Annotated in this window: 32 protein-coding genes; 7 read left to right on the plus strand and 25 right to left on the minus strand. The window is 36.8% G+C overall.

The window, feature by feature from the left end; translation table 11 throughout:
• The first annotated feature begins 19 nt into the window (after positions 1 to 19).
• The 4 genes from AC0VXV_RS19000 (at position 20) to AC0VXV_RS19015 (ending at position 2,683) form a co-directional block, all read left to right on the plus strand.
• Complete coding sequence (locus AC0VXV_RS19000) at positions 20 to 1,192, plus strand: M20 metallopeptidase family protein (protein ID WP_475529683.1); 1,173 nt, start codon at positions 20 to 22, stop codon at positions 1,190 to 1,192.
• A 42-nt stretch (positions 1,193 to 1,234) separates the two neighbouring features.
• Entirely contained in the window at positions 1,235 to 1,795 is a 561-nt protein-coding gene (lepB, locus tag AC0VXV_RS19005; protein WP_475529684.1) for a signal peptidase I, read from the plus strand.
• Positions 1,796 to 1,952: 157 nt separating this feature from the next.
• Positions 1,953 to 2,483, plus strand: coding sequence for a DUF6773 family protein (locus AC0VXV_RS19010; protein WP_475529685.1), 531 nt, complete (start codon positions 1,953 to 1,955; stop codon positions 2,481 to 2,483).
• Positions 2,480 to 2,683, plus strand: a complete 204-nt coding sequence (locus tag AC0VXV_RS19015; protein WP_079523390.1) for a helix-turn-helix transcriptional regulator — start codon at positions 2,480 to 2,482, stop codon at positions 2,681 to 2,683. The genes AC0VXV_RS19010 and AC0VXV_RS19015 overlap by 4 nt, the downstream gene beginning before the upstream one ends.
• Positions 2,684 to 2,737: 54 nt before the next feature.
• Here AC0VXV_RS19015 and AC0VXV_RS19020 read toward each other — a convergent pair whose 3' ends face one another.
• From AC0VXV_RS19020 to AC0VXV_RS19075, 12 genes are all read right to left on the minus strand, one after another.
• Positions 2,738 to 3,799 carry a PQQ-dependent sugar dehydrogenase gene (locus AC0VXV_RS19020; protein ID WP_475529686.1) on the minus strand — a complete coding sequence of 354 codons (1,062 nt, stop codon included), beginning with the start codon at positions 3,797 to 3,799 and terminating at the stop codon, positions 2,738 to 2,740.
• Positions 3,800 to 3,833: 34 nt separating this feature from the next.
• A complete protein-coding gene (locus AC0VXV_RS19025; RefSeq protein WP_475529687.1) occupies positions 3,834 to 4,265 on the minus strand; it encodes an NUDIX hydrolase in 432 nt (143 codons plus the stop codon).
• A 107-nt stretch (positions 4,266 to 4,372) separates the two neighbouring features.
• Entirely contained in the window at positions 4,373 to 4,630 is a 258-nt protein-coding gene (locus tag AC0VXV_RS19030) for a YczI family protein (RefSeq protein ID WP_475529688.1), read from the minus strand.
• Between the two features lie 41 nt (positions 4,631 to 4,671).
• On the minus strand, positions 4,672 to 5,211 hold the full coding sequence (locus AC0VXV_RS19035) for a GNAT family N-acetyltransferase (RefSeq protein WP_475529689.1): 540 nt from the start codon (positions 5,209 to 5,211) through the stop codon (positions 4,672 to 4,674).
• Between the two features lie 16 nt (positions 5,212 to 5,227).
• Entirely contained in the window at positions 5,228 to 5,677 is a 450-nt protein-coding gene (locus AC0VXV_RS19040) for a GNAT family N-acetyltransferase (RefSeq protein WP_475529690.1), read from the minus strand.
• A gap of 34 nt (positions 5,678 to 5,711) precedes the next feature.
• Positions 5,712 to 6,131 (minus strand): ABC transporter permease, encoded by a 420-nt coding sequence (locus AC0VXV_RS19045; RefSeq protein ID WP_475529691.1) that lies wholly within the window; start codon positions 6,129 to 6,131, stop codon positions 5,712 to 5,714.
• Between the two features lie 214 nt (positions 6,132 to 6,345).
• Positions 6,346 to 7,167 (minus strand): methyl-accepting chemotaxis protein, encoded by an 822-nt coding sequence (locus AC0VXV_RS19050; protein ID WP_475529692.1) that lies wholly within the window; start codon positions 7,165 to 7,167, stop codon positions 6,346 to 6,348.
• 136 nt (positions 7,168 to 7,303) lie between these two features.
• Positions 7,304 to 8,434 (minus strand): S-layer homology domain-containing protein, encoded by a 1,131-nt coding sequence (locus tag AC0VXV_RS19055; protein ID WP_475529693.1) that lies wholly within the window; start codon positions 8,432 to 8,434, stop codon positions 7,304 to 7,306.
• 94 nt (positions 8,435 to 8,528) lie between these two features.
• Positions 8,529 to 8,822 (minus strand): DUF5316 domain-containing protein, encoded by a 294-nt coding sequence (locus tag AC0VXV_RS19060; protein WP_475529694.1) that lies wholly within the window; start codon positions 8,820 to 8,822, stop codon positions 8,529 to 8,531.
• A gap of 238 nt (positions 8,823 to 9,060) precedes the next feature.
• Complete coding sequence (locus tag AC0VXV_RS19065; RefSeq protein WP_475529695.1) at positions 9,061 to 10,245, minus strand: amidohydrolase; 1,185 nt, start codon at positions 10,243 to 10,245, stop codon at positions 9,061 to 9,063.
• 75 nt (positions 10,246 to 10,320) lie between these two features.
• The gene (locus AC0VXV_RS19070) at positions 10,321 to 11,700 is read right to left on the minus strand and encodes an MFS transporter (protein ID WP_475529696.1); all 1,380 of its coding nucleotides are present in this window, start codon (positions 11,698 to 11,700) and stop codon (positions 10,321 to 10,323) included.
• 184 nt (positions 11,701 to 11,884) lie between these two features.
• A complete protein-coding gene (locus AC0VXV_RS19075) occupies positions 11,885 to 12,745 on the minus strand; it encodes a LysR family transcriptional regulator (RefSeq protein ID WP_475529697.1) in 861 nt (286 codons plus the stop codon).
• A 143-nt stretch (positions 12,746 to 12,888) separates the two neighbouring features.
• On the opposite strand from AC0VXV_RS19075, the gene AC0VXV_RS19080 reads away from it, so the two are divergent.
• Together AC0VXV_RS19080 and AC0VXV_RS19085 are read left to right on the plus strand one after the other, a co-directional pair.
• Positions 12,889 to 13,857 (plus strand): DMT family transporter, encoded by a 969-nt coding sequence (locus tag AC0VXV_RS19080; protein ID WP_475529698.1) that lies wholly within the window; start codon positions 12,889 to 12,891, stop codon positions 13,855 to 13,857.
• Between the two features lie 138 nt (positions 13,858 to 13,995).
• Positions 13,996 to 14,199: a hypothetical protein gene (locus AC0VXV_RS19085; RefSeq protein ID WP_475529699.1), complete on the plus strand. Its 204-nt coding sequence runs from the start codon at positions 13,996 to 13,998 to the stop codon at positions 14,197 to 14,199.
• Between the two features lie 66 nt (positions 14,200 to 14,265).
• Here AC0VXV_RS19085 and psiE read toward each other — a convergent pair whose 3' ends face one another.
• Complete coding sequence (gene psiE, locus AC0VXV_RS19090) at positions 14,266 to 14,694, minus strand: phosphate-starvation-inducible protein PsiE (protein WP_475529700.1); 429 nt, start codon at positions 14,692 to 14,694, stop codon at positions 14,266 to 14,268.
• Between the two features lie 121 nt (positions 14,695 to 14,815).
• On the minus strand, positions 14,816 to 15,703 hold the full coding sequence (locus AC0VXV_RS19095; RefSeq protein WP_475529701.1) for a LysR family transcriptional regulator: 888 nt from the start codon (positions 15,701 to 15,703) through the stop codon (positions 14,816 to 14,818).
• A gap of 98 nt (positions 15,704 to 15,801) precedes the next feature.
• Between AC0VXV_RS19095 and AC0VXV_RS19100 the strand changes: the two genes are divergently transcribed.
• Positions 15,802 to 16,569 (plus strand): sulfite exporter TauE/SafE family protein, encoded by a 768-nt coding sequence (locus tag AC0VXV_RS19100; protein WP_475529702.1) that lies wholly within the window; start codon positions 15,802 to 15,804, stop codon positions 16,567 to 16,569.
• A 239-nt stretch (positions 16,570 to 16,808) separates the two neighbouring features.
• On the opposite strand, the gene AC0VXV_RS19105 is transcribed toward AC0VXV_RS19100, so the two are convergent.
• The 11 genes from AC0VXV_RS19105 to AC0VXV_RS19155 all read right to left on the minus strand — a co-directional run bounded on the left by AC0VXV_RS19105 (position 16,809) and on the right by AC0VXV_RS19155 (position 26,207).
• On the minus strand, positions 16,809 to 18,026 hold the full coding sequence (locus AC0VXV_RS19105; RefSeq protein WP_475529703.1) for a glutathionylspermidine synthase family protein: 1,218 nt from the start codon (positions 18,024 to 18,026) through the stop codon (positions 16,809 to 16,811).
• A gap of 7 nt (positions 18,027 to 18,033) precedes the next feature.
• The gene (locus AC0VXV_RS19110) at positions 18,034 to 18,489 is read right to left on the minus strand and encodes an RNA helicase (protein ID WP_475529704.1); all 456 of its coding nucleotides are present in this window, start codon (positions 18,487 to 18,489) and stop codon (positions 18,034 to 18,036) included.
• A gap of 17 nt (positions 18,490 to 18,506) precedes the next feature.
• Positions 18,507 to 18,905 (minus strand): DUF350 domain-containing protein, encoded by a 399-nt coding sequence (locus tag AC0VXV_RS19115; RefSeq protein ID WP_475529705.1) that lies wholly within the window; start codon positions 18,903 to 18,905, stop codon positions 18,507 to 18,509.
• 15 nt (positions 18,906 to 18,920) lie between these two features.
• Positions 18,921 to 19,253, minus strand: a complete 333-nt coding sequence (locus AC0VXV_RS19120) for an aminotransferase yhxA (protein ID WP_475529706.1) — start codon at positions 19,251 to 19,253, stop codon at positions 18,921 to 18,923.
• Positions 19,254 to 19,393: 140 nt separating this feature from the next.
• The gene (locus AC0VXV_RS19125) at positions 19,394 to 19,594 is read right to left on the minus strand and encodes a hypothetical protein (RefSeq protein ID WP_475529707.1); all 201 of its coding nucleotides are present in this window, start codon (positions 19,592 to 19,594) and stop codon (positions 19,394 to 19,396) included.
• Positions 19,595 to 19,631: 37 nt separating this feature from the next.
• Positions 19,632 to 20,345, minus strand: a complete 714-nt coding sequence (locus AC0VXV_RS19130; RefSeq protein ID WP_475529708.1) for a class I SAM-dependent methyltransferase — start codon at positions 20,343 to 20,345, stop codon at positions 19,632 to 19,634.
• A complete protein-coding gene (locus tag AC0VXV_RS19135; protein ID WP_475529709.1) occupies positions 20,342 to 20,551 on the minus strand; it encodes an ATPase in 210 nt (69 codons plus the stop codon). Before AC0VXV_RS19135 ends, AC0VXV_RS19130 begins: the two co-directional genes overlap by 4 nt.
• A gap of 41 nt (positions 20,552 to 20,592) precedes the next feature.
• Entirely contained in the window at positions 20,593 to 21,501 is a 909-nt protein-coding gene (locus AC0VXV_RS19140) for an aminoglycoside phosphotransferase family protein (RefSeq protein ID WP_475529710.1), read from the minus strand.
• A gap of 91 nt (positions 21,502 to 21,592) precedes the next feature.
• On the minus strand, positions 21,593 to 22,300 hold the full coding sequence (locus AC0VXV_RS19145; RefSeq protein ID WP_475529711.1) for a ZIP family metal transporter: 708 nt from the start codon (positions 22,298 to 22,300) through the stop codon (positions 21,593 to 21,595).
• 871 nt (positions 22,301 to 23,171) lie between these two features.
• Entirely contained in the window at positions 23,172 to 23,711 is a 540-nt protein-coding gene (locus AC0VXV_RS19150) for a hypothetical protein (RefSeq protein WP_475529712.1), read from the minus strand.
• A gap of 654 nt (positions 23,712 to 24,365) precedes the next feature.
• Positions 24,366 to 26,207, minus strand: a complete 1,842-nt coding sequence (locus AC0VXV_RS19155; RefSeq protein ID WP_475529713.1) for a TnsD family Tn7-like transposition protein — start codon at positions 26,205 to 26,207, stop codon at positions 24,366 to 24,368.
• Positions 26,208 to 26,235: the final 28 nt, after the last annotated feature.

Consider the following 26,235-nt stretch of genomic DNA (forward strand, 5'->3'; position numbering starts at 1 on the left):
TTTTTCAGGGGTGGAGAAGATGAGCGTAAAAGAGAAACTGCAAGCAAACTATGAGGATATGGTCGAAATCCGAAGACATCTGCATATGTATCCCGAGCTTTCATTTAAAGAAGTTAATACACCAAAACTCGTTGCCGAAAAGCTTCGATCTTATGGGATTGATGTGAAAGAAAATGTTGGCGGTAATGGGGTTGTAGGCTATTTAGAGGGTGCTTTTGATGGACCGACAATCGCGTTCCGCGCGGATTTTGACGCACTACCGATTCAAGATGAAAAAGAAGTACCTTACAAATCAAAAGTCGATGGAGTAAGCCATGCTTGTGGTCATGATATCCATACAGCCGCACTGCTCGGTTTGGCAAAATCACTTGCTGATAACCGTGACGCACTTCACGGCAATGTCGTATTCATCCATCAATTTGCGGAGGAAGTCGTACCAGGTGGTGCAAAAGCAATGGTAGAGGCAGGTTGTCTGGACGGTGTTGACTATGTGTACGGATCTCATGTTTCATCCTGGAGCGAATTAGGCACTGTGCTGTTTTGTGAAGGCTACGCAATGGCAGCTGCCGACTTTTTTGAACTTACTATTCAAGGTAAAGGCGGACATGGCGCATCTCCTCACGAAACAATAGACCCGATTGTTGCAGCGGCACAGTTTGTATTTGGTGTGCAGCCAATTGTCAGCAGAAATACCGACCCGATTGAATCTGCTGTTATTACAATCGGAAAAATTGAAAGTGGCACAGTTGGCAATGTCATTCCTGATAAAGCCCATTTAACAGGGACTGTTCGTACATTCAATCCGGCGATTCGCGATATGGTAGAGCATAAGTTAAACAATTTATGCAAAGCGATTGAAATTCAGTATGGTGCTACGCTTGAATTTAACTATACTCGCGGCTATGACGCTGTATATAATCATCCGACTGAAACAGCTATGCTACGCGAAGCTGTCTCAATAAATTTGCCAGACTTGCAAGTACTGAATGCCCCACCTCGCATGGGAGCAGAAGATTTCACCTATTATTTACAGGAAAAGCCCGGCACGTTTTTCTTCACAGGTGGCGGCAATCCGAAAATCAATGCAGTCTACCCGCATCACCACCCAAGATTCGATGTGGATGAACAGTCCATGTTGAATATTGCCGATGTATTTGTGGAAGCATTAAAGCTTCATGGGGTTGTAAAATAATTTTGACTTGAACTGACTGGTTCTTTAAGGAGGTTATAGAAAATGAAAAAAGAAAAAAATGAGCTTTTTGAATGGATTAAAGTTATCGCCATAACCGCCTTGTTTGTTGTAGCTATTCGCGCGTTTATTTTAACTCCGATTGACGTGAAAGGTGCTTCCATGATGCCGACATATGAAGATGGAGACCGGATTATCGTCAATAAAATCGGGAAATCGCTTCATGATTTTGATCGATTCGATGTCATTGTGTTCGATGGGTTAGAAAGCGAATATTTTATTAAACGGATTATCGGACTTCCAGGTGATCATATCGAATATAAAGACGATGTACTTTATATAAACGGTCAGGAAATCGACGAGCCCTATCTGGATGAATACAAATCTGCTCTTAACGATCCTGGTGACTTGACTCCTGATTTCACGCTGGAAGATTTAGTTGGTGTATCAGAAATTCCGAATGACTATTATTTTGTTATGGGTGATAACCGCCGTAAAAGTAGTGACAGCCGAGATCCACGCATCGGTCTCGTCTCAAAAGAACATATTCTTGGCTCTACATCTATCCGTTTTTATCCGCTCGACTCATTAGGTTTAGTAAAATAATCCGCTAAACAGATATGCCGCGATTGCTTTAATTAGCAGTCGCGGCTTTTTATTTCTTAGATAAGAATAAAATAAATTACAAAATGACATTTATAAATTGCATTATGAATTATATAATGTATAATAAGTTTAACAATAACAATTTGGAGGGGATAAAATGGGGTTTTGGAACAATAAAATAGTGGATGAGCGTGTGTACAATACGCAAAATAAAATTTACCGGGAAATCTATATACTTACAATGATCATTGTTATCGTTTCGATTGGGGTTAAATTTTACCGTTTCGGAGTAAGTATGGAGTCTATTGCTACAGAGATGGTCATTTTAATAAGTGCCAGTTTATATTACGGCTTCCGTTCATCGCAACTCGGGGTATTTTCGGATGAAGTTGAACTTCATGATGCCAACAGCAAGTCTTCATACAGCACAAAACAGCTGATCATCGGTATTGGATTGGGTCTGACCATCGCACTTTTCATGGGAATTAACAGTGCATACCAATATGCGGACAGTTCATCTCAGGCAATTGAATATTTCTTTGTAGTGTTTATCTTTTCAATAATAATTTACGTTCCATTATATTTACTGCTTTTATTTGCTGCCTATAAAAGCGCATTGAATAAAAGCCAAAAAGTGAACAGCAAAATGCTTGAAGATGATGATGATGATGCGGGGCGATACCGATGAAAAATATTCGCTTGAAAATGGCCCGAATTGAACATGATCTATCACAGGACGAACTTGCAAAGAAAGTTGGGGTTACACGCCAAACAATCGGACTCATCGAGCTTGGCAAGTATAATCCGACATTAAGTGTCTGTATCGCAATTTGCAGAACATTAAACAAGACATTGGATGAACTATTTTGGGATGAACAGTCCGAATAACGGCAACGACAAAAGGGGAGTTCAAAAGTTATTTCACTTTTGCACTCCCTTCTCCTATAACTCAAGCTTGTACAGCTGGTCGTCCTTTTCTCCCCGTGTACCGCGTCCATCCGTATTATTCGTTATCCAGTACAATGTATTTTCTTCAATCCATACATCGCGGATTCTCCCCATATTATTGACGATTTCTCTTACCTCTTTTGACTCCAAATCAAATTCAAGCACTGCTGTACCCCGTAGTGCTGCAACATATAGCTTGCTGTCGTAGAACGCCATACCTGAAGGGGCCCATGTATTTTCACTGCCTGATGTAAATAAAGGGGATATGAATCCTTCCTGCTTTTCTTCCCCTTCTATTAAAGGCCAGCCATAATTTTGTCCAGCTTCAATTTTATTAATTTCATCATTTGCGCTTTGTCCATGTTCACTTGCATACATTGTGCCGTCCGGTGACCACGTAATACCTTGCGGGTTTCGGTGTCCGTAACTGTACACATATGAATTTGGAAAAGGATTGTCGTCCGGAATGCTCCCGTCCAAATTCATGCGCAATATTTTTCCGCTGAGTGTAGACAAGTCCTGTGCAGTTTGTGCATTCGAGGCATCACCTGCTGTCGCATAAAGATTTTGATCCGGACCGATCTTTAAACGTCCGCCGTGATGATACGTACCACTAGGGATTTCATCGAGCAGTACGCGTTTCTCCAACCAGTTATTATTTTCAAGCAAAAGCAATACAATCCGGTTAAACTGATCGCTCCCATTTTCATACGTATAATAAGCGTATGCCTCATTTGACTGTTCAAAATCCGGTGCCAATACAAAGCCAAGCAGCCCTGCCTCTGATGCAGTGGAAAGTGCTTTTTCAAGCTTTACGTCCTGTCTTGTCATTTCACCTGACTCCACTTTTACAATATGCCCTGTTCGCTCCGATATATATAAAGTGTCCCCAAATTTATTAATTGCCCACGGTGCCTCTAAATTAACAGCAATAGTTTCGTATTGCTCAATCGTTTGCGAACTATTACTTCCAATGGACACAGGTTTTTTTTCATTTGTAGAACACCCTGTTAAACATAGCAGGGAAATACCTAACCCAACGAATAACTGCTTCACAGAAAAACCTCCATACCATTTCAAAATTCCTCATTTAAAAATCTATAAAAAACGGGTGTTTCGTTGCGTCCAAACAATATTCTATTCTTTGACGAAAGTTTCCGACTGTCACCATATCCAGGGCCACTTCAATTGGGAAATACCCGACTTCCAGACTTTCCGGTGAAGTTGTCGGTGTCCCCCCGATTGGTTTCGCTAAGAAAAGCGTATTGCATATAGATTTTTTTACATTTTGAAAAATACCGCAGAATTTGAGTATTTCCACATCTATTCCCGATTCTTCTTTTGTTTCCCTAATCGCTGCAGCCGTCAAAGATTCGCCTTCTTCCACTTGACCGCCCGGCATTTCCCATCCTCGTTTAGGTCCTTTAATAAGCAGAATCTCATTTTTACTGTTCAGTACAATCGTTGCTGCAGACACAATATGTTTTGGGGTTGCATTTATTACTTGCTGAATTTGTTCCAATCTCATCAGTCCTTTTAAAATTATCTATATCGCTTATTTTAAAAGGTTCTATAGAGGAAATTTAAAACCCTGCCATTAAGAGAATCTTTCTTTTAATCCTGCATTTCCTAATTAACAAACAACGATACACACGCAACGCCAAATATAATTACTGATACAACCCAAAAGAGAATTCCTGATTGTTTATTTTGAGTCCGTCTGTATTCTCTAAATCCTATTATCCCAAACATCGCACTCATAAAGATAAACATAAGCGGCTGCAGGTGGAAGCGATCTGTAACCAAACTATAAATACCAATCAATGATGCCAAAAATGCTAAAGTTAGTTGAAAGGCAGCAAGTATATCTACTTTCGTTTCCTTCATTTGTAACTTCCACCTCAATTCCTGATATGGAATTAAATAAGTTATTCTATAAAATATTCCTCAGCTAAAATAGCTAAGTAATCCATATCTTCATATAAATCGCCTTTTAAAAATTCCTGCCTGTGGCGTCCTTCCCAAACCATGCCGGACTTCTCCATTACTTTTCTTGAAGCGATGTTTCTAACCATGCAGCGGCTGTAAATTCTATTTAATTGATGTTCCTGAAATCCGTAATCAATTATTTTTTTGCATGCTTCTGTTGCATAGCCATTACCCCACGCCGAGACATCGATAAAATAGCCCACCTCTGCACTGCGGTGGTTTTTCGAAACTGTAACGAGACCGCAATTCCCGATATAGCGGCCATTCTCTTTTAAAAACACAGCAAACTCATAGGCTGTCCCTTGCTCAAAGCTTTTTTGCAAATAGGAAATCCACTGATCGACAACTTCGCGTGGATACGGATGCGGAATCATGACCATTGTGTCCGCAATCTCCCTATGCTTTACTACTTCAAAAATAGCATCTGCAAATTCAACTTCATATGGCTTTAATATGAGTCTTTCCGTTTCTAATATCATTTCCTCATCCCCTAAACTATTTAATGAAATATTCCATGTAAATATCATTTTCCTTAAAACCCATTTTTTTGTACAACGGTTTTCCCATCGGTGAAGAAACCAAAAATATGTGATGTACATTTCTTTCTTTTGCATCTGCCAGTAACCGCTCGACCAACTGTTTGGCTAGCCCCCGACCTCTGCTTTCCGGTGTTGTGTACATATTTAAAATATACCCGCGAATGCCTGTATGATTGGAATAACTAGGGGGAAAGGAAATAAAATGAATGCCCCCTGTAGCGATCGCACTTTTCTCTTCCTCAATGATCCATTGAACAAATTGTTTGGAGTTCAATTGCTTCTCAAAAAAGCTCCTTAATTGTTCATCAATATTAGAAGATACGGTTTGCCCTTCCTCCAATAATAATCGCTTACGTAAATCTATTAGTAATTCCATATCATCTGTAGTAGCCACTCGAAATTCCATTCATATCCACCTTCCTAATTTTATTGGGTCTCAACTATTCCCTATCCATAATGACGAGCTTTTTCGTCTTGAACTTTTCTGAAACAGCATAAATAAGTGTAATTATAACTGCTGTAATATATGGATAACCTACCATCACAACAAAGTTTGTATGTTCGACTAAACTGAATTCTCCCCACTCAAGCCATAGACGCCAGCCCATTCCGAGAGCACTGAATAGTAGCGAAATGAAAAAAACCAGTACCGTTTTGTGAACAAAAATCCCCACAAAGACATTTGCAACAATTATATAGATAAGGAAAACTAACAATGAAAAGCCCAAATCAAATCCCTTTAAATTTGGAATAACATAATTAAAGGATATACCCGTAAAAAACAGAATCGTAATGAGATTAAAAATTAAAAAATGTTTTCTATTCTTTTCTATTTTTTTATAATCATCTTTGCCGAACATTCCTTCACCTCTTTTACTTATTGTAACAATTAATGGAATATATAGAAGTAGTAAATCCTTATTTGTACGGTGATCGGTATAGTTATCATTTTAATTACGGTTCTCGTTGCTGCAGGTGCCGCATTTTTAAAACATGTACTTATAAAAATCCGATTGAAAGTGAATTAAAAAACAACCACTCCGATCATCTTTCGGAGTGGTTGTTCGATTTCTATTATTTTATTTCGCTAATATCCAATAGCTTTTCTGCCGTGCCATTCACACTTCCATATGCATCATTCAGTTCATGCATACTTGTAGCAAACTGTTCTGTAAATGCTGCGATTTGGCTTGTCGTTCCATTAACTTCTTCAATAGAAGTGCTAATTTTATTAAGCTGCGCAGCAATTTTTTCTGCGCTTTCTTTGCTGTTCTGCGCCATTTTTTGAATTTCCTTTGCTACAACAGCAAAGCCTCTTCCATGCTCGCCAGAACGCGCAGCTTCAATCGATGCATTTAATCCTAAAATCTGTGATTTCGATGCAATTCCTTTTACAAGGTCTACCATTTGGTTAATTTCACCGATATCGGCCGTCATCATTTCTGTTGATGTAACAAGCCCGTCCAAACGACTCGATACGTCCATGCTCGCCGAAGTTAACTCTTCATTCGTTGCAGTCATTTCCTCTACCGCACTCGATAACTCTGTCGCTAATTGGCGCATGGAATCCATCTTTTCATTTGAAATAATGGCACTTACTACTCCGATTATATTTTTCCCATCAAAAATTGGCTGAGCTGATGAAATATAAGCAAAACCAAATCTTTCCGGACCTTTTTCTTCTCTTAAATAGCGCTTTGTCGTCAATGCACGCTCTGTAACAGTGCCGCGGAAGTCCGTCATTCTCAACCCTACATTAATTTTTAAATCTATGTACTTTCCTGGTAAGTATCCGACAACCTCTTCATTGCTCGCTACAATGATACAAGCATCTTCCGGAAAAGTTGCCTGGTATAACTCCATTGAATCTACTACTGCTTGTAATTTTGTATGCATGCCCATCTCTCCTTTAAATGTATTATATAATAGATAATAGTATCTTAATATCGCAATCTTCCGAAATGTACTTGAATAATCTCTGCTAAATGCTCTTATAAAAAAATCCCCTTCTCTATAAAAGAAGGGGAAATTATTATTGTTCTTCCATCGCTGCAGCTGCAGTCAGCATATTATCATAGTCTTCTTCATCATAGACCAGATTATAGATTTTCCACAGGCCGTCTTCTGTTTTCTTTAAGTAAGCCGTTCCGGATAAGTCTAAAGTCATTTCCAGATTAAAGTTGATTTCCGGGTCAGTCATCTTAATATGAACTTTCAAATCATCAATTTTTACTGCGGCAAAACGTTTATTCAGTGAAATTACCTTACTTGAATACTCGCCGATTTTTTCAGATGAACTCGAACCAGTTGAAAAATCTGCATCTTCCAATAGCAATTGGCTATCAAGTGAATAAGCTAAGTAGTAGCCTGTTGTTGTTTCACGATAGAGCGCATCCATATCCTCTACGTTTTCCATGTCTGAAGAAAACTCAAACTCTTTGTCAATATAGCGATTCACTGTTGCAATGATTGAAGCTTCATTCTCTGTTTCACCACTCTCTAAATGCAACGCCCTGTCAATCATCAGTACTGCATGGGAACGTTTTGCATAATCATTCGGTTTAAATGTTTCTCCGTAGCCATTTACAATACCGGCACCTGCTGTTTTCACAATCGCCTCATAAGAATAGCTATTCGGATTTACATCGATAAACATTTTTCCTGTTTTCGAAAAATCAACTGTCCCATTAAATGCACGATAAATCATCGCTGCCATTTGAGCACGTGTAATTTTATCGTTCGGTTTAAATGTACCGTCTTCTTTCCCGGTAATAATGCCTTTACTGCTGGCAATCTGAACAAAATCATAATACCATGCAGAAGATTTTACATCAGAGAACTCTTTTTTAATATCGCCGTTTTTTAAATTCATTGCGTTAACTAAAATCTTTGTAAACTGTGCACGCGTAATACTATTTTCTGGCTTTAAAAGAATTGAAGTATATTCGTATACTTCACCATCTTCTTCATAAACTGTTGGTTCTTCATATCCGTCGATAATATTTGCATATAAGAAACGTTCCAACTGCTCATATGCGCCATGTTCATAACTTACATCATCCATGTAATACTGATCGATCGTTTTTTCTGCTGCCGACGCTGGCGTTACAGTAATTAAACAAACTGTAAAAATTAATAAAAATGCTAATTGAAGTACCTTCAATCTAGTTAACCCCACTTCTCCAAAATCTATAATACCTTAACATATTACATAAACAGAATTTATATGAATACAAGTATATTTTGGTAATGTTTTATTAATAGCCTAAATAGTAGTAAAAGATGAATGCGACAACAAAGTTAGGGACTGCCATCGTCAGGGAACACCATGCAATCTTATTTCTTTGAACCCAATTTTCTTTCGTTTCCATTGCCAAGTTTGCCCTCATCCGGTCACCATTTACGAACGCACCGGAAAAAATGCATGCCACAATTAAAAAGATAAAACCAATCCTGCTCGTAATATTAGAAATCATATGAACATCCCAAAAAATAATAGCAAATAAAATACCTATTATTGATAATCCCATACCAATTAGAAAATATTTCATATTTATTTCTCCCTTCTCCTATATACCTTATTAGTTTGGAAAAGGTTTCAAAATAGACAATTACAGTGAAAACTACTTTGTTAGGCATCCTCTGGAACTAAGTAATAATGTACGATACTTAGAAATCCCTTCGCTGAATTTTTCATTGCCTGTTCGTCGATATTAAAATAAGGTGTTCAGTATAGGTATTTGTCCAATGAAAAAAGAGCTTCGGCTTTAATCCGAAACTCCTTTTATTTTATTCTTCATAATAGCCGGCAACAACCTGCCCCACTGCTTTTGCTGCTACTAGAAGTGCATCTTCATCGATATCAAACTTCGGGTGATGATTGTAGAACGGTTTTTCCACTCCTTTTGGTGTACAGCCAATATAGAAGAAACAAGAAGGGAATTTTTCCGCATAATAGGCAAAGTCTTCAGATGGCGACATTGGTGGTACTTCCTTCACTTCTTTAATATCCGGATCCTCCGCATCTATTAAATAACCCGCTACTTTCGCCGTTAGCTCCGGATCGTTATATAATGGCGGATAGTCGTTTTCATACGTCAATTCACAAGTAACACCGAATTGTTCTTCCAAACCTCTTACTAATCTTTTTACTTCCGTTTCAATCTTTTCTTTCGTTTCAATCGTCATATAGCGAATATCGCCTTCAAGTTCCACGCTATCTTTAATTACATTGAATGTCCCTTTGCCATCGAATGAGCCGATTGTAATCACACCGATATCAAACGGACTTAAACGACGGCTAATAATTGTTTGCGCAGCAGTGACAAAGTGTGCTCCGGCAACAATTGCATCGTTTGCCAAATGCGGTGAGGAACCGTGTCCGCCCCGTCCTTGAATTTTCAGCTTCAAGTATGCACGGCCATTGAACGCAAAACCTGAATTATAACCGACAAATCCTGCAGGTCCCATAGGCAGCAAGTGTATCCCGAAAACATTATCTAAATCATCGAGAAGCCCTGACTCTACAATACTTTTCGCACCGCCTGGCGGAACTTCTTCTGCATGTTGGTGAATAATTTTTATTGTCCCTGCAATCTCATCTTTCAACTCGATTAAACAGTCCGCCAATACAAGTAAATAGGCGGTATGCCCGTCATGTCCACATGCGTGCATGACTCCTTCGTTTACGGATTTGAACGGAACATCGGCTTCTTCTGTTATCGGCAGTGCATCAAAGTCTGCGCGAAGTCCTATATTTTTACCTGGCTTGCCACCTTTAATCGTTACGATAATTCCGTAGCCATTCCCTACGTTTGAATGTATTTCTACATCTTTTTCTTTATAAAAATCGAGAATATATTGTGCGGTGTTTTCCTCTTGGAACGATATTTCAGGATGCTGGTGTAAATGTCTCCGGATTTGAATGATTTCATTTTTACGAACTTCCAGCATCTCCATTAGTTTTTGTCTCATGTTTACCACTCCTAAGCGTCTATTTTTAAAGGAAATAATGCAAACGCCTTGTACTCGACGCTTACATTATTAATACTACTCAACCGATTTGCCCGCATTTTTCGGAACTAGAAAGACTACCGACAAGATGGATAGGACACCGAATATAACGTTAATGATAATCCCTGTTGTTGCGCCAAACTCCAGATTGCCGTTTGCAGATGCCGCGCCGTAAGCCGTCATGGAAATGGCCACACCGAACGCACTCCCTAAAGAACTTGCCATTTTATATACGCCTGCAGCTTCCCCTACTTTATCAGAAGGTGCATTGGACACAGATGTATCTGTAGAAGGTGTTGCATAAATTCCTAAACCAAGACCGAATAAGGCGAATCCTACAAACACTGCAATTGTATACGCTAAATCCGGCAGGAATGTTAATCCCATTAACGCGACACCAACCGTAGTAATTATCCCACCCCAAATCATTGGCTTTTTTGCTCCGACACGTTGAAGAATCTTTTCACCTACACGAATCATCGCCAGTACTGTTACTAAATAGCCGAGTGAAAGTAAACCAGATTGGAAAGCATTAAATCCGCGTCCAACCTGTACGTAAGTATTCGCTACTACCAATGTTCCCGCAATTGCATTAAGTAAAAAGTTCGAAATTGTTGCACCTGTATAGGCTTTATTTTTAAATACTGCAAAGTCGATCAATACAACTTCCTTTTTCATTTCTACTCGAATGAATGTAATTAAACCAACTACTGATACTGCCAGTAAAAGCAACGAAGTACCGCTTGTCCAACCAAAGTCTGCACCATATGTGATAAAGATATTTAATGCAACCATTGTAACAATAAAGATTCCTAAACCAACATAGTCAAATCGGAATTTCCCTGTCGATTCCTGCTTACTTTCAGGTGTATCTTTCAGCAAAAACAAACCAACTAAAGCAAAAACAATCGAGAAGATGAAAATCCATCTCCATCCTAGTGTTGTCGCAATTGCACCGCCTGCAAATGATGCAACACCTGAACCTCCCCAAGAACCAATGGACCAGTAGCTCAGTGCTCTTTGACGGTCTGGACCATCAAAATATGCTTTGATTAAAGCAATTGTGGAAGGCATAATGAATGCTGCTGAAAGACCGATTATAATTCGGCCAATAATTAATAAAACCGCGCCTTGTGCCAATACTAAACAGAGTGAACCAAGTATGCTTAGCCAGTAACCGATAACCGCTATTTTTTTACGTCCAATTTTGTCAGCAAGTCCACCTGCTGCTACAATGAACATTCCCGAGAATAAAGCAGATAAGCTAATTGCAATATTAATAGTACCAAGTGAAATACCTAAATCTTCTTGAACTGCTGGTACAACGTTTACCATTGCTTGTGCAAATAACCAGAATGTAATAACACCGAATACAATTCCGATGATCATTTTATTCGTACCTTTGTAAGTATTCATAATAAATCCTCCAATATTTTTAAAGCATAACTATAATGTCTTCATATCTCTTTAAATCATACTTTCCACAAGTATAAGAATTGGTCCAAAAGAAAAAGCAATCGCTGCGATAAATACGCAACAATTGCTTTAAATTTAATTACTTATATTAACCAGCAGATAATCACATTCCCATACTCCATGTTTAGATTAACTGTCTATTATGTTGAATCGTTTCAATAAATTTTTCGATAGTTGTCGTTAAGTACGCATCTGCCCTGCGGATAAAGACTGTTTTAACTTTGCTGTATTCACCTGGCAATTGATGACAAGTGATTTCTCCGCTTTTTTCAAGGTGAGCTACTGCCGACCTCGGGACAAATGATACGCCAAGTCCCATTGCAACACTTCGTATAATAGTTTCCAATGTTCCGAATTCCATCACTTTTTCGGGCATTGCACCTTCTAGCTCATACCATTTTTCCAGACGTGCCCTGTAACCGCAGCCTTTTTTAAAACAAAGGAACGGTTCATCTTTCAGCCCCTCCAATGTCTTCTTACGAGGTTCCGTAATCAGGACAAGCTCCTCATCAAATACATCGTACGCTTCTAGATCCGGATGAACATTTGAAGCCGTAATAAAAGCTCCATCCAATTTATAATTTAATACTTTTTCTTCTAGCTTTTCCGTGACCCCTGTTATTAATGACAAGTCTACATTTTCATAGCTTTTTATATAGGAAGACAAGATGTTCGGTAAATGATAAACCGTTTCCACTGTACCGATTTCCAGTTTGCCGATTGGTTCTTCTTTATTAAGGACGGCGCGTTTCATTTCATCCGTCAGCAGTAATATCTTTTCACTATAGGCTAATAGTTTTTTTCCTTCGGGTGTTAAAATCATTCCACGACGATGTCTGTTGAACAATGGTGTATTTAACTCCACCTCAAGCTTTTGAATTCTTGATGTAATATTCGATTGTACGTAATTCAACTCTTTTGCAACTTCCGTGACAGTGCCTTTCTCTGCAACGAGCTGGAAAATTTCCAAGTCTTTAAACTCCATACTTTTTCACCATCCCTCTATATAACCTTCTATTATGGTATCAAAAAAAATGATATTAACAATGTTTTTTATTCATTTTACGAGATATCATTTCAATTGTAATATGATGTTGATATTAATTGAATGAAAGAGGTAAATAAGAAGTGAAAAATAGCGTTTTAATAGGTTCTATTCTTTGTTTTATAGCTGCAGTATCATGGGGTGCAATGTTTCCGGTAGCACATGATGCGTTTAAACATATAGATCCATTTTACTTTACGATTTTCAGATATGGCGCTGTGACGGTCATTTTGATTGTGTTACTTTTATGGAAAGAAGGAAAGAGCGCTTTCCGTTTGGAACGGAAAGGTCTTCAGCTTTGGTTTTTCGGTACAATGGCCTTTACAATATATAATTTACTTATTTTCTGGGGCGAGGATTTGCTCGGGCAATCCGGTGTAATGACTGCCTCTATAATGGAATCACTGATGCCGATGATTTCGATTGTAATTTCGTGGATGATTTTTAAACACCGTCCATCCCTGTTTACATTGCTCTGTGTATTGCTATCATTTGTCGGGGCGGTATTAGTAATTACAAAAGGCGATCTTCAGGCATTTTTAGGCACGACAGGTCAGTTTATCCCGTCACTGTTAATCTTTATCGCTGTTGTTGGCTGGGTTATTTATACAATGGGTGCCAATGAATTCAGTCATTGGTCTGCTTTGCGCTATTCTACATTGAGCTGTTTACTTGGAACGGTTACTGCATTGTTCGTTACTTTAGGTGCAACAATGTTCGGTGCTGTACCGGTGCCGCCTGTAAATGATGTAGTCGCTGTAGGTCCCCACTTACTGTTTATGATTATTTTCCCGGGTGTTATTGCTTTATTGGGCTGGAACATTGGCGTTAGCTACTTATCCCCTTTAAATGCATTACTGTTCATTAATTTCGTTGCTGTTACAACATTGTTCATTTCCATTGTTCAGGGGAATTCGGTAACGGTATTTGATATTGTTGGAACAGTGTTGATTATCATTGCGCTTTTATCTAACAATATGTATTTAAGAATGCGTGACAAGAAAAGGACCAATCATTCGGTGCATTCTACATGGAGTGAAGGGGTTTCTTAAATACAACAATCTATAAGCCTAATACAAATAAGCGAATCTATCATATAAGATAGATTCGCTTATTTAAATTTCACTACTTTATAGTTCATTGTGTTATTTTCCTTATAATGTTATCTTTTAGGTTAAAATACTCTCGCAATGGAAAAAATCCAAACACTAACAAATAATACAACTGTTAAATATTTAGCTTCCTATAGAGATGTACGTTATTTAAATGCTGTGACTATGGCAACGAAGATTTATAAAGAAGGAGACATTTTGTTCGAAGATATTAACGTGAAAATGGATGTTTCAAAAGATGCGAACGGGAAATGGCAATTGAATGTTGAGAAGATCAAATAATAGAAGTTAAATTATATCAGCTAGATAGCTAATCTTATTGATTAGCCTTTTTCTATAAGTTGAAGTTTACGTTTTTCTGTTCGGCCTCTCTCTCGGTGTAATATTGATAATATAGTAACTAATAATCAAAATTAGAATTACTCCTGCAAAAATGAGTGTATCTATTGCGGAGTCATGTTCGACAATAATAAGTCGGAGCATTGCCGTAATTCCGATATACATAAAATAACGAAGCGGGAAATGATAATCCTCTTTGAAATACTTCACAATCATCGTGATAAACTCGAAATACAGAAAGAATACTAAAATTTTTGCCAGAAAGTATTTGTATTCATTCTTTTCCCCGTTAAATATGAACTTTAAAAGCTCGACCATTTCGATGATGAGCATGACGCAAAGAGCCAACGCCAGTACTGTTAAACCAATATTCAAAATCACTTGCAGCACTTTCGGAATGATTTCTTTATAAGGCTTAGGTTTGGATAAAAACTTCATTTATTCACACCTCCAGACGTTATATTTTCAGATTATTCCATCATTAGAGGCGTGTCAATTTTGTAAGCGATTACTATTTCAAAAAATTTTCCTGCGTACATTTTTATATAAAAAAATCAATTTAAACTTCTAAATTGCTTAAGTTCTTTTTTAAATATTGAATAAAAGAATGCTCCCGCTTATCCACTTTTCTTGTACAACTGAATAGGCTCTGACTGATTTCCACCTGATCTACAAAGACACGTGCAATGCTGCCTTGAGATAACTTTTCCTTTACACTGCATGCTGGGGCAATAGCCATTCCATACCCTGCTTCGACAACTTTAATCGATTCCAGTACACCTTCTATTTGTAAGCCGAACCTCGGTAACGGGCAATTATGCGTATAAAAAATAGCCTCCATCAAGTCCAGCGTTGAACTGCCTCGTTCCCTATATATAAAATCATGTTCACTTAGTTCGAAAATCGATACTACTTTATTTGCTAAAGGATGCGTTGGATGGACAACAAACCAAAAAGGGATATCCATTATATTTTCAAAGTTTAAATCTTCATGACCTATATTGCTTTGCACAACGAAACCAAAATCGACTTTATAATCGAGGACAAGTCGTTCAACAGATTGAACATTTCCTAATGATACATATATATCGATATTCGGGTTTTCCTTTTTATAGCCTGCAATGATTGTCGGCAAAATATAATTCGTTGAAATATAGGACGAAGCAATTTTTATTTTCTCTTTTTTTCCTAAAAAGTTTTTAAACTTTTCATCAATCTGTTCTTCCAGATGAAATAACCGTAACCCTTGCTCATAAAGAAATTCGCCTTCATATGTGAGCTGGATCCCTCTACCTTTTCCTTCTATAAGTTTAACTCCTATTTCTCTTTCAAGTTTTCGTATTTGGACAGTAACAGCTGGCTGACTGATATGAAGGAATTTCGCTGCTTCTGTTATACTGCCCAGCTTTGCAACATTTGTGAAAATTCGTAGCGTATGTAAATTCATTTTCTCACCCACTCATAACTTATATTTATGAATATACAAAATATATATATTTGTTTTATGAGTAGTATAGCAGTATTTTGTGAATAGGGGGGATTTGTTTGGAGAACTTATTTATAGAGTGGCTATCGTTAGATGATCTCATTTTATTCGCAATCGGCATACTTGCTTCCATTGTAGGGGTCATGTTTGGAGCTGCAGGATTCGTATTGCTTCCTTCCTTATTGTTAGTCGGCATACCAATTCATGCGACAGTCGCAATTAATAAATTTGCAACAGGCATATCTTCATTTTCAACCGTCATTGTTTTGACGAGAAAAAAAAGAGTATCACTGAAAAAAATGATTCCTTTTATGCTGATTTCTGCAATTGGCGGTATAAGCGGGGCATTTTTAGCAACAAGGTTAGCGGAACATACGATGAATATTGTTGCTTGTACGGTGTTGATCGTGATGTTCTTTTTCGTTATTAAAAGTAAGAAGAAGGAAGTTATAAATGAACAGCCGGACATCGAAAAGAAAACTAATTTAATCGCGCCTTTTTTTATTAGTATTTATGATGGCGGGCTAGGAACAGGGTCTGCACTGCTAAACATTACATATTTTCTGAAGAAACAAGTCAGCTATGTAATGGCTGCAGAGATGACTCGTTTTTTAATGTTTGCAAGCTGTACAACTGCTTTTTTATTTTACTTATTTTATGGCATTGTTAATTGGAGTGTGGCCGTTCCGGTAGCTGTCGGATCGATTGTCGGCTCACATATCGGTCTGAAAATCATTCCTTATTTAAAAGGGAAATGGGTTGAGATTCTGCTGCCAATTATATTTTTCCTTTTAATTATCCAGGTTATATCGGACTTACTATTTTAATGTTTTGGCTGGGACAAACTTAAGTTGCATCTGTCCCAGCCATATTTATTTACTGGCCTTCTTCTTATGGACAACGCCATTGATTAATAACATAATCATTAAAAGTATCGATAGATTAAATGTCATTTTAGAAATTTCTGTATGTAGTACAAGGACTGATAAAATATTTAATAAAATAACCGCACATAATATAAATGATAAATTAGCAATAGACTGATTTCTCAAGTTGTATGACACCTCTAATCTCTTTTTATTCCGATCGGCAAATAATAAGATAAATTATTTGTAATCATCCCGCCAACACGCAACCCCATTGCTGCCGGTTTTCCGCTTATTAAAAAACTGCCGACCAATAATTCCCCTTTTTGTACTCCCTTTTCGCTTCGGAATGTTGTTTCCGGCTGCTTGATAAATTGCTGGTACACTTTTGGATAGTGATTATACGATTTTTGGACATCCTCTTTTATAAGCTGTCCGTCTTCATCATAAATTTCCACCGTATCCCCCTCGCGGCCAAATACCGGTTTCTTCACATAGCGTAGACCTTTTTCGATGAATGGGGTGTCTTCCAAATACGTCGGTAAAAAGTATTCAGCAATCCATTCATGCTCTTCGGATGTGAAAAATGCATTCCGTTCTTCATGCAATCCCCAGATAATGGCCTGTACTGCTTTGTTTTGCATTAAAAATGCAGAAGGTGGATTGAGAATCGTCAGCAAATTCAGTTCTATCAGTTCTATTAACCACAATCCTATTCTATTCTGCGCATCATCTTCGTCCTGAATTAGGTTTTCAATCGGAAATGTCGGACGATACAGTAAGTCAATCCGCTTTCCGTCTTCATCAAACAATCCTACACCTTTTTGTATTTGCAACTGATGTAGAGGCGTAAATTTCGCTCCGGGCACAAATTGCATTATGTAAAGCGTAGTAAAATAATCTTCTATATTGTCCTCATGTGCCGTAAAAACAATATGTGCATCCGGGGAAAATATACTTTGGGCAACACTTTTTCGCACATTGCCTTTTAAAAGCTCTTCCATTTCGGCATTTGGATTTTCCATGCCAAATTCTTTGCAAATTTGTTCGTTTACAACAAACAATTCCTTAATGAAGGTAGGTGTATCAGCATTGATTTCGATACATTTATAGCCGCCGTTATGTGCAATAAAATCAAAACGGGCAATTACACTTTCGGCTTCCAGTGTTTTCATGCGTAGAAAGGGCAGCGTTTCTTCCGGATATCCCATTTCAAGCAGTGCTTCATCCGGAATATTGCGTAATAAATGGGCTGTCTTAAAATAGATTTTCCCTGCACATTCCGAAGCTATACGGATTTTTTCGACCTCTTCATCTGTTACTTCATAGAGATCATAGAGGGCATACTCATCGTCATATAAATCTGCCCAAAATTGGTCAATATTCGCATAAAACTGGCTGCGCTCGCTGTTCGTCATGAATTGCTCAGCTCACTTTCATCTCAGTTACGTAAATTACATAAACACCACGATCTTCGTCAATCTCTGTAGATGTAACGAGCATTTGCCCAATGGATGGTATATCCACTACATCTTTCAATAAGTAACGGATCACTTCAAAATGAGTATCACAAGGAATACGCGACAACAGGCGATAATTTTCACGTTCATTCGGGTTTCTGAATTCTATATGGATGCCCCGTTCGCGAAAGCTTTTTTCATCCTCACCGGATAAATTGCGGCCCATCTCCTTTAACACTAGGACTTCCATATCTTCTTCCATTTCATTCGATACGAGCTCATACTGTGTACCGCGCATAATAAAATAGGTGCAAAGCTGTCTTGCATAAAACTCATCGAGCCCTACATTTGTTTCCGTGTATTCATAAAATGGCTCATAATGGCCATTTCCCTTATCTACATAGTAAATTAAACGCTTCACTGTTTCCGCTCCCTAAATTAATAAGATATGCATTTCGCTACAATCCATCCAACCGCAATTGATAACGACAATAACATTGTTCCGACAGCACGGTTATCTTCTTCGATCGCTTTTTGAATACTAAATCGGATTGTTATAACTTCTGCCAGGAAAAATACAATTACTTGTGCTACAATTCCAATCGCTCCCCATATCGCCATATCCATTAAAGAAATCGAGTACTCGGCAGCTGCACCTAATACAATTGCCAGTCCGACTACTTTACCACCTAATAGCAGTGCGGCCGATACATTCCTTTGTGCGATTAACTGAAATTCTTTAATCTTTGGTGTACTGAGCGCAAACAGCACCATTCCGATTATTAACAAACCTAAAGACACACCAAGATATGATAAAAAGTTTAAATACCCGTTCATGTTATTTTGTCTCCCCTATCCTCCGAAACTTTTTGTGCCACTGCCAAAACCCGAACTTGTTTTTGCAGCTTTAAAGCTATTGCTGTTTTTATAATTTATGTAGCTGCTGTCGCTGTTTAGTGCCGCTTTATTATTGAAAAATCTGCCACCATAATAATAGGCTCCATAATATCCCGAACGGCTTTCGTCACATCGCCATACACCTTCTTCTTCCGACCAGTCCCAATCCCTGCAGCTTTGGTCAGTAGGCTTTGGCGGTAAACTGCTATTTGAAGTACCACAGCCTGCCAAGCTTAAAGTAAGTGCAGTTGCTGAAACGCCGGCCATCAATTTCTTCGTCTTCTCCATCTGTCTTAGCCTCCATTCCCTTTCCTATTTATTCGTACGTAACAGCAGTAAAAAAAGATTCTATAAATTTTTATTTTAGTACTTTTGTAGAATAAAAAAATCCTGTAAAAGAAAACAGGATTCACAATAAGCAGTACTTTTTAATATTTATCTAGAAACAGAAGAACATAGCTCCCTGCACAAACAAACATCGCAATTCGTGTTATTATATACGCTGCACGTTCCGATGATGTAAGCTTTTTTTCTTTCTTCATTTTTTTAAAATGCCAATAAAAATATATACCACATATAAGGAGGATCGCTCCCGAAATTTGAAATGCATTTTCCAATAAGTTAACCATAAACCCCTCCTATTCTATTATCAACTTTTGTATTCAATCATTTCACACAATGAAATATAAACGACTTTGCCCGATTAGTAGCCGGCTGTAACTTGAAATCTTCATAAGCGTTCACTGTAGAAAAGCCCGCTTTTTTAAGTGAAGATGAAATATTCTCCAGGCTACGGAATATTAGCTGGACCTTTGCTTCATGTGTAATATCCGTATTAACATTTTTGATTTTTTCATAAAAGGTAAAAATGTTTCGATCTAACCCTTCATATTCATCCCAATATAGCAAAGGGTCTCCTGTATGAACATCTTGAAATTCATCTACTGTCTCATCTTTTTGCCATTCTTCCCATGCTTTTGCCTGAGGGTTCCGTGCATCAAAAATAAAATGCCCGCCAGTCTTTAAAGCTGTGAATACATCCTGCAGTACACTATTCCAGCTCTCTTCTGAAATAAAGACCTGCGCCACATTCGCTGTCATGATTACGGCATCATATGAGTTAGTTGTTAAGTCCTGACTATCGCCGATTATCCATGAAACAGATTGTGCATTGTCTTTATTTTGAGCTCGAAGAACGGCTTCTTCATTTGGATCAATTCCAGTTACTTCATAACCGGCCTTTGCCAATTCTATCGTTACCCGTCCAGTACCACAGCCCAAGTCGGCAATCTTTTTAGCTTTTGTTAACTGTAGCAGCTCCACGAAGAAATCATCTTCTTTCCCCCATGTATGAAGCTGATCGTAGTAATAGGCAATCATTCAACTTCCCCTGCCTTCCTTTTGAGCATCCGTTCAGTTATTATTCCTACTGCTGCCCCCACAAAGACTGGCAGTAAAGCAATTTCAGTATGTGAGAGTGAAATTTTAAATATAAGAAAATTTAAGTCAGCTAAATAACCGATAAAATATAAAACAGCCATTGTTATAAACGAGGAAATTAATGGCATCCAAAATACTTTCCCCATTATTTCATCTCCATTCTATTCTATTTATTGTCCATTAGCTTTTAATCATCCAAATTTAATTCTCCCTTATACCAAGTCGGTACAGGATTGTTCATACTGTTAAACCATTCCAGAACATTTTTTGCCTGATTTTTCATTACGTTTAAATCGTCTTCCCCGTAATCTACAGCCCAAGGAAGGGATGACAGCATATTACTGCTTATATAAAATGCAAGCAAAGAGAAAAATTCCATCGGCGGTGTTCCGTTAAAATATCCGTTGAGCTGTCCTGTAGCAAAGTAAGGACTGGTATCGGCACTCCACACTATCCGGTTAAACTCTTCCCACGGATCTCCATAGTCACTGCGGTTAAAGTCAATTACATACAGCTCTTTCTGAGGGGATATAATCATATTTCCAACATGGAAATCACCGTGATGAAAACATTGCTCCCTGCCTTCCAGGAGGTGTCTGTTCTCTTCAATATACCGAATAATTTTATCGTCATTCGCTATTTTCACATCACAGTCTTGGTACATTTTAATTTTACTGTCCGCTTTACGATTAAATCTTGTTCCCCATTCCTCCTGCTCTGCTGGTGCAGGAATGCTGTGAATTTCCTTCAGTATTTGCCCTGATTTTACCCCTAGTGAATATTGTTCGGCTTCTGTCAGGTTAGGCAGTATCTGCTCCGCATCTTCACCGTTACACCATACAAAAATCGTATAGACACTTTTGCCCTTGTCACACAATCCAAAATCGACAGGCCGTGAAACGGGCAAGCCCCTTTCAGCTAAGCAATTTATAATTTCATAATCATTTTTCTTTTTATCATACTCCGCGATATCGCATATGCGAAGCAACAGCCTCTCATTTGTAACTGTTTCTATATAGTACTTTTTATCGTCCGACCATCCTTTATGGATCGCTTCAATTTTCTTGAATGTATCGTAGTTTTTTATATCGACCATAAATTTCCTCCATTTGTTAGTAATTGCTTTTAGTAGTTTAACATATATATGTAAATAATTTTCCAAATTAGTTAAAATTGATATTCTAAATTTAAAGTAAGTGCAGATAAAATACGATTACTCCAAACCCGATAAATGTGCCGCATATAATTTTGAAGACTGAAGATTTATGAAGTGCCGGATATAAGATTTCTGAGACGGTGACTATAAAAATCATCCCCATAGCGAAACTCAAGAAGATAGTATTAAGTAACGGGTGAACAAGAAAACTACCGATAAAAACCCCTAAAGCTACTGGTATCGATACGAGAAGTGAAATTATTAAAACAGTAAATATATTGAATCCAGCTAAAATTAAAGGGATAAACAAAATTATTCCCTCGGGAATACTATGAAATAAAAGTGTTTGCAATAAGGCCTTTGTAAGATCGGGTTGTTCATTGGCACCTAGCGTTATTCCAATCGGTAAATTGTGTACAGCAAAACTAAGCATTAATAATAGACTAGTTCGAATATATAATTTCTTTTTAGTGTGACTTTCTTTATCCTGTTTAAAGTGCAATCTACTATGTAGCACTTTGAACAGCATCATTCCTAGAATAAATCCAATAATCGTACTTAACCAGCCGCCTGATTCTACAGCTTCCGGGAGTATTTCAAAACTGATCAAACCTAGAATTACCCCTGTACAAAGCGCATAAATAATATGTGCCCCTTGGTTGATTCCTTTAAAAAGCCAAGCGATCATGCCACCAATGAATATGCCTGCAGAAGTCCATAAAAAGCCTAGTAGCCACATCGTTATCACCTTTCACTGAGTATAGTTAGTCGTATGGTTAATGCGGATAATTTATGAAAATAAAAAAATCGTATTTTTAATAATTTTTGCAAGTTTTGCATCTTCTGCTGTTACTTTGCCTTTCATTTTACGTACTAACAGCAACTGATCTAACACCGTTAATTACGGAATTAAATTCGATGTTTGTAAAATGAACCCGACATCTGTTAAGCGCAAAGCCGATAAATCTTTTTCTTTCATCTTGCCGATATACCATTAACAAGTACTTCGCCTGTCGATGGTTGAAGTAATGCCCCCGCAATCGATAAAAGTGTACTTTTCCCTGAACCTGATGCCGATAATAGCGATGAACTCACCCGGGTTTACAGTAAGGGATACATTTTTAAGTACATCCACTTTAGAGTTCCCTTCTTTGAATGATTTCCTTACGTTTTTTAGTACTACTGTCATTTATTCCACTCTCCCAAATATACAAAAAACCGTTCGCTTTATAGATAAGCGAATGTTCAGTTACAACTAAGTCGGGTACTATGAAACGTTCAAACCTGCATTCCTATATTATGTGAAATTCTTCACATAAAACAAAGTCGGGTACTGGTGTTTTTTACTACGTGACAACTAAGTCGGGTACTGAGAACGAGAATACACTTCGAATTATGGTTGCTTAAATTACATTTAATCAAAATGTTAAAAAAGCACAACCCAATAAAACCTGAATCGCGCTTTAAATTAATTTTCAATTGAATATGTAAGTTCCAAACCTTTATGTCATTCAAAAACATTATTCATCATATTCCTATCGAAATAAGGGTCTTGTTTAATTAAACCCGTTAGATAAATAAGAAAACCCGTTATGCTTCTTCTCTATTATCTATTTTTGAACTTGGTCACTTATTGTTTGAAAAATTCGACTGTAAACATCTTTTATGTTTACATCGTTTTTCACATCGTTATACAAAAAATATCGCCAAACATCTGTCTTGTTTTCTTCTTTTGTCTCATTATTTAGGTAGCCTGTTGCATAGGAGGTTTCACCTTTAATTTCAGGTGCAGTTTCATATGTAAGGTCTTCATTCACAAAAGGAAGATGTCTTTTTGGTGATTCAATAAAAAAAGTTGGAATTGTTAAGCTCTGATAAGTTGCCACATATTTATCATCATCAGCTTCAGAAAACTGTGCAGGTGTTATAAATACTGCGTCAAATTCATTTGAAGTATTCTTTACATCTCCAGCAATATCTTCTAATGATTTTTGAGTAAATGTAATATTTTCTTCTCTCACTTCGGGAATATCACCAATAACTATAATGGACAAATCACGACCACTATATAGTTCAGATTTCACTTCATCTTTGTTACAAGCCCCTAAGAAAAACGTAAGTACTAAAATAAATGGCATAATCCTTTTCATACACTACACTCCAATCGTTTTGATGTTTCGTTACTATTCCTATTAAACTAGTCTGATACGATAGTTTAAGTGAACAATTTCATAATCTTTCTTACATCATAATATTACCAAATTATTATTCAATCCCCTTTAATTATCTGTAAATAATGATAAACATAAAAGAGCACGACCCCATAAAAACCTGGGTCGTGCTTTAGATTAAATTTTCTTATTGAAAATATCAGTTCCCGACTTTGTTGTTCAGTACCCAACTTTGTTGTCCAGTACCCGACTTTGTTGTCATTCAACAGCTGTATAGTGACAAAAAAGTTTTACACTATTAACTACCTAACCCTGCATTCTTACATTGTGAGAACTAAAAAAGTAACAAAAAAGTTTTACACTCAAAATTGGTAATTATGCCTCTATTTTATTTAAAAATTACAAAAAAGATGTACACTATTTTAGTTTTACTTTTATACAATAAATTCCCTTAGTGTTATTTCTACTTAATCCCCCATAGACATCTTCTATTTTTAATGCAGCTATAAAGTTTGAATAATTAAGTGGACCGAACCCTTTTAGAAATGATAAATTATTTTATCCTAACTTTATGGAAATCATCTTATGTATCAAAATATATTCACTTTGTATTTATCTATTTGCTATATCTATTCAAAATTCCTTATTAGAGACTTGCATAATTTCCTCTAAATGTTTTTCTGCTTTTGGCTCTAAATTCCTCAAACCACTAATCATAAGTATTTTATATTTTTTTATTTCTTCATCTTTAAAATGATTTTCAATACATTGGTCAATCAATCGGATTTGATAATCTTCCTTTGATTCTATAAATGTTGAAATATATTTTACTGATATTGGGTATTTCTCTTCAAACTTCTTATTTATACCTATCCTTGAATATAACGTATATTGAGTTCTCTTGATTATTTTCCCAGCTTGTTTCTCATATAAAGGCCAATTGTTCAGTATACTCTTGGCTTTTTTTAATAAACTTAAGTCTCTTTTATGGTTTATTTCTTCACTTGTTTTACTCTTACCTCTTTTGGAATTCGGTAAGTTTAAATCTAGCCACTTTTTGTCATAGCGAGCTAATCTTTCATAGAGGTTTTGGAAATTATCACGTAATTCTGAACGGGAATAATTCGGAAATTTGTTAGTTAATTTAAGCCACTCTTCCTTATCCGTTTTTTTTTGAATACTTATTTTTTCTTTAAACTCTTGTTTTTTCTTCTTTCTACCAATTTCTATATATTTATGACCTTCCCTTATTTTCCTTAAAACTGTTCCTTTACTTATATTGGTTATTTCAGCTAGGTCTTTTACAGACATTCCTTTACTAACTAGAATGTCAAATTCTCTCTCCCACTCTTTCCCTTTTGCCTTTACTCTATGATGAAAAGCTTTAATTTCATAGGGACTTTTCTCTCCCTCATATAAAACATAAGCAAATCCACAACTGCATAAAAATAAACCCTGAAACTCGTTTCTAGCTGTATTGTGAGTAATATTAATATTAGTAATTACTTCTTCTAAATAATGTTTTGATAATGGATTCATACATGGCCATGGTCCTATTCCAAATGGTTGATAATGAGGGGTTGTATTAAGGAAATTTTGAACTGATTCGTTCAAGGTCATCATTAATAAAATATGTCTTATTGGATGTATATTTTTTAACCTTTCAACACTTAAATGTGATAACCAATCATTTTTCAATGGATTAGAATTAAGTACATCCAAAGTTTCCTCATTAAATCTTGATAGAACTAAATCGGCTAATTTACTTTTTATTTGTAAGGGTTGACTTGCAATTCCTAATATTTTGATAAACTCATAATATTTTTCGTAAAGATTCCTATAACTTGTGGCATCTACTTTATGTTTAAAGAAATATTCAACGTTGCCTGATATTTCTAACATAAATTCAAAAGCCTTACCTCCTAATTCAACTTCTTCTGATAAGTCCATATCAAGATCTGGCATTATAAATTTATTTAAAGGATTCTTTTCAATATTTATATTTAATTTGAAAAGAGTTTTTTGGTGTTTACTGCATACCATTACTCCAGGAACTTGGAATATCCTATTCCAAAAACATTCCCCGTAATTTTCTAGTTCTTCTTTAACGCACTCGCTACAATAATAAAAATTTTCCTTTTCATGGATGTCCCAGGTAAACCTTTTTCTACTTTTCACATAAATATCTAAAGAACCTAAAGTAACAGGTTTTCCACTCATAAATGGGGCGTAAAGTGGAAAGATAGTATGGTTATACAAAAAATAATCTTCTGTATATTCACTTGAAAAATGCTTGATATTAGATACAAGGATATTTATGTGGGAAATATAATCTTCATACATAACTGGCCGTACAATATTAAATGTATCCTTTATAGCTTTTCTTTTTGATATAATCCCCATATGACTAGCGTATCTAGCGGATAGGCTATAAATACTTTCGTTTTTATAGGGTTGAGGAAAATAACCTAACATTAAATTTTCACCTACCAAAATTAGTATA

It is taken from the genome of Solibacillus sp. iso_87 (assembly GCF_056173085.1).

Excerpts from the sequence above, each read along its gene's own strand:
- AC0VXV_RS19000 (WP_475529683.1), top strand. The coding sequence starts at position 20 with ATGAGCGTAAAAGAGAAACTGCAAGCAAACTATGAGGATATGGTCGAA.
- lepB (WP_475529684.1), top strand. The coding sequence starts at position 1,235 with ATGAAAAAAGAAAAAAATGAGCTTTTTGAATGGATTAAAGTTATCGCC.
- AC0VXV_RS19010 (WP_475529685.1), top strand. The coding sequence starts at position 1,953 with ATGGGGTTTTGGAACAATAAAATAGTGGATGAGCGTGTGTACAATACG.
- AC0VXV_RS19015 (WP_079523390.1), top strand. The coding sequence starts at position 2,480 with ATGAAAAATATTCGCTTGAAAATGGCCCGAATTGAACATGATCTATCA.
- AC0VXV_RS19030 (WP_475529688.1), bottom strand. The coding sequence starts at position 4,630 with ATGAAGGAAACGAAAGTAGATATACTTGCTGCCTTTCAACTAACTTTA.
- AC0VXV_RS19035 (WP_475529689.1), bottom strand. The coding sequence starts at position 5,211 with ATGATATTAGAAACGGAAAGACTCATATTAAAGCCATATGAAGTTGAA.
- AC0VXV_RS19040 (WP_475529690.1), bottom strand. The coding sequence starts at position 5,677 with ATGGAATTTCGAGTGGCTACTACAGATGATATGGAATTACTAATAGAT.
- AC0VXV_RS19045 (WP_475529691.1), bottom strand. The coding sequence starts at position 6,131 with ATGTTCGGCAAAGATGATTATAAAAAAATAGAAAAGAATAGAAAACAT.
- AC0VXV_RS19050 (WP_475529692.1), bottom strand. The coding sequence starts at position 7,167 with ATGCATACAAAATTACAAGCAGTAGTAGATTCAATGGAGTTATACCAG.
- AC0VXV_RS19060 (WP_475529694.1), bottom strand. The coding sequence starts at position 8,822 with ATGAAATATTTTCTAATTGGTATGGGATTATCAATAATAGGTATTTTA.
- AC0VXV_RS19065 (WP_475529695.1), bottom strand. The coding sequence starts at position 10,245 with ATGAGACAAAAACTAATGGAGATGCTGGAAGTTCGTAAAAATGAAATC.
- AC0VXV_RS19070 (WP_475529696.1), bottom strand. The coding sequence starts at position 11,700 with ATGAATACTTACAAAGGTACGAATAAAATGATCATCGGAATTGTATTC.
- AC0VXV_RS19075 (WP_475529697.1), bottom strand. The coding sequence starts at position 12,745 with ATGGAGTTTAAAGACTTGGAAATTTTCCAGCTCGTTGCAGAGAAAGGC.
- AC0VXV_RS19085 (WP_475529699.1), top strand. The coding sequence starts at position 13,996 with ATGGAAAAAATCCAAACACTAACAAATAATACAACTGTTAAATATTTA.
- psiE (WP_475529700.1), bottom strand. The coding sequence starts at position 14,694 with ATGAAGTTTTTATCCAAACCTAAGCCTTATAAAGAAATCATTCCGAAA.
- AC0VXV_RS19095 (WP_475529701.1), bottom strand. The coding sequence starts at position 15,703 with ATGAATTTACATACGCTACGAATTTTCACAAATGTTGCAAAGCTGGGC.
- AC0VXV_RS19105 (WP_475529703.1), bottom strand. The coding sequence starts at position 18,026 with ATGACGAACAGCGAGCGCAGCCAGTTTTATGCGAATATTGACCAATTT.
- AC0VXV_RS19115 (WP_475529705.1), bottom strand. The coding sequence starts at position 18,905 with ATGAACGGGTATTTAAACTTTTTATCATATCTTGGTGTGTCTTTAGGT.
- AC0VXV_RS19120 (WP_475529706.1), bottom strand. The coding sequence starts at position 19,253 with ATGGAGAAGACGAAGAAATTGATGGCCGGCGTTTCAGCAACTGCACTT.
- AC0VXV_RS19125 (WP_475529707.1), bottom strand. The coding sequence starts at position 19,594 with ATGGTTAACTTATTGGAAAATGCATTTCAAATTTCGGGAGCGATCCTC.
- AC0VXV_RS19130 (WP_475529708.1), bottom strand. The coding sequence starts at position 20,345 with ATGATTGCCTATTACTACGATCAGCTTCATACATGGGGGAAAGAAGAT.
- AC0VXV_RS19135 (WP_475529709.1), bottom strand. The coding sequence starts at position 20,551 with ATGGGGAAAGTATTTTGGATGCCATTAATTTCCTCGTTTATAACAATG.
- AC0VXV_RS19140 (WP_475529710.1), bottom strand. The coding sequence starts at position 21,501 with ATGGTCGATATAAAAAACTACGATACATTCAAGAAAATTGAAGCGATC.
- AC0VXV_RS19145 (WP_475529711.1), bottom strand. The coding sequence starts at position 22,300 with ATGTGGCTACTAGGCTTTTTATGGACTTCTGCAGGCATATTCATTGGT.
- AC0VXV_RS19150 (WP_475529712.1), bottom strand. The coding sequence starts at position 23,711 with ATGAAAAGGATTATGCCATTTATTTTAGTACTTACGTTTTTCTTAGGG.
- AC0VXV_RS19155 (WP_475529713.1), bottom strand. The coding sequence starts at position 26,207 with ATGTTAGGTTATTTTCCTCAACCCTATAAAAACGAAAGTATTTATAGC.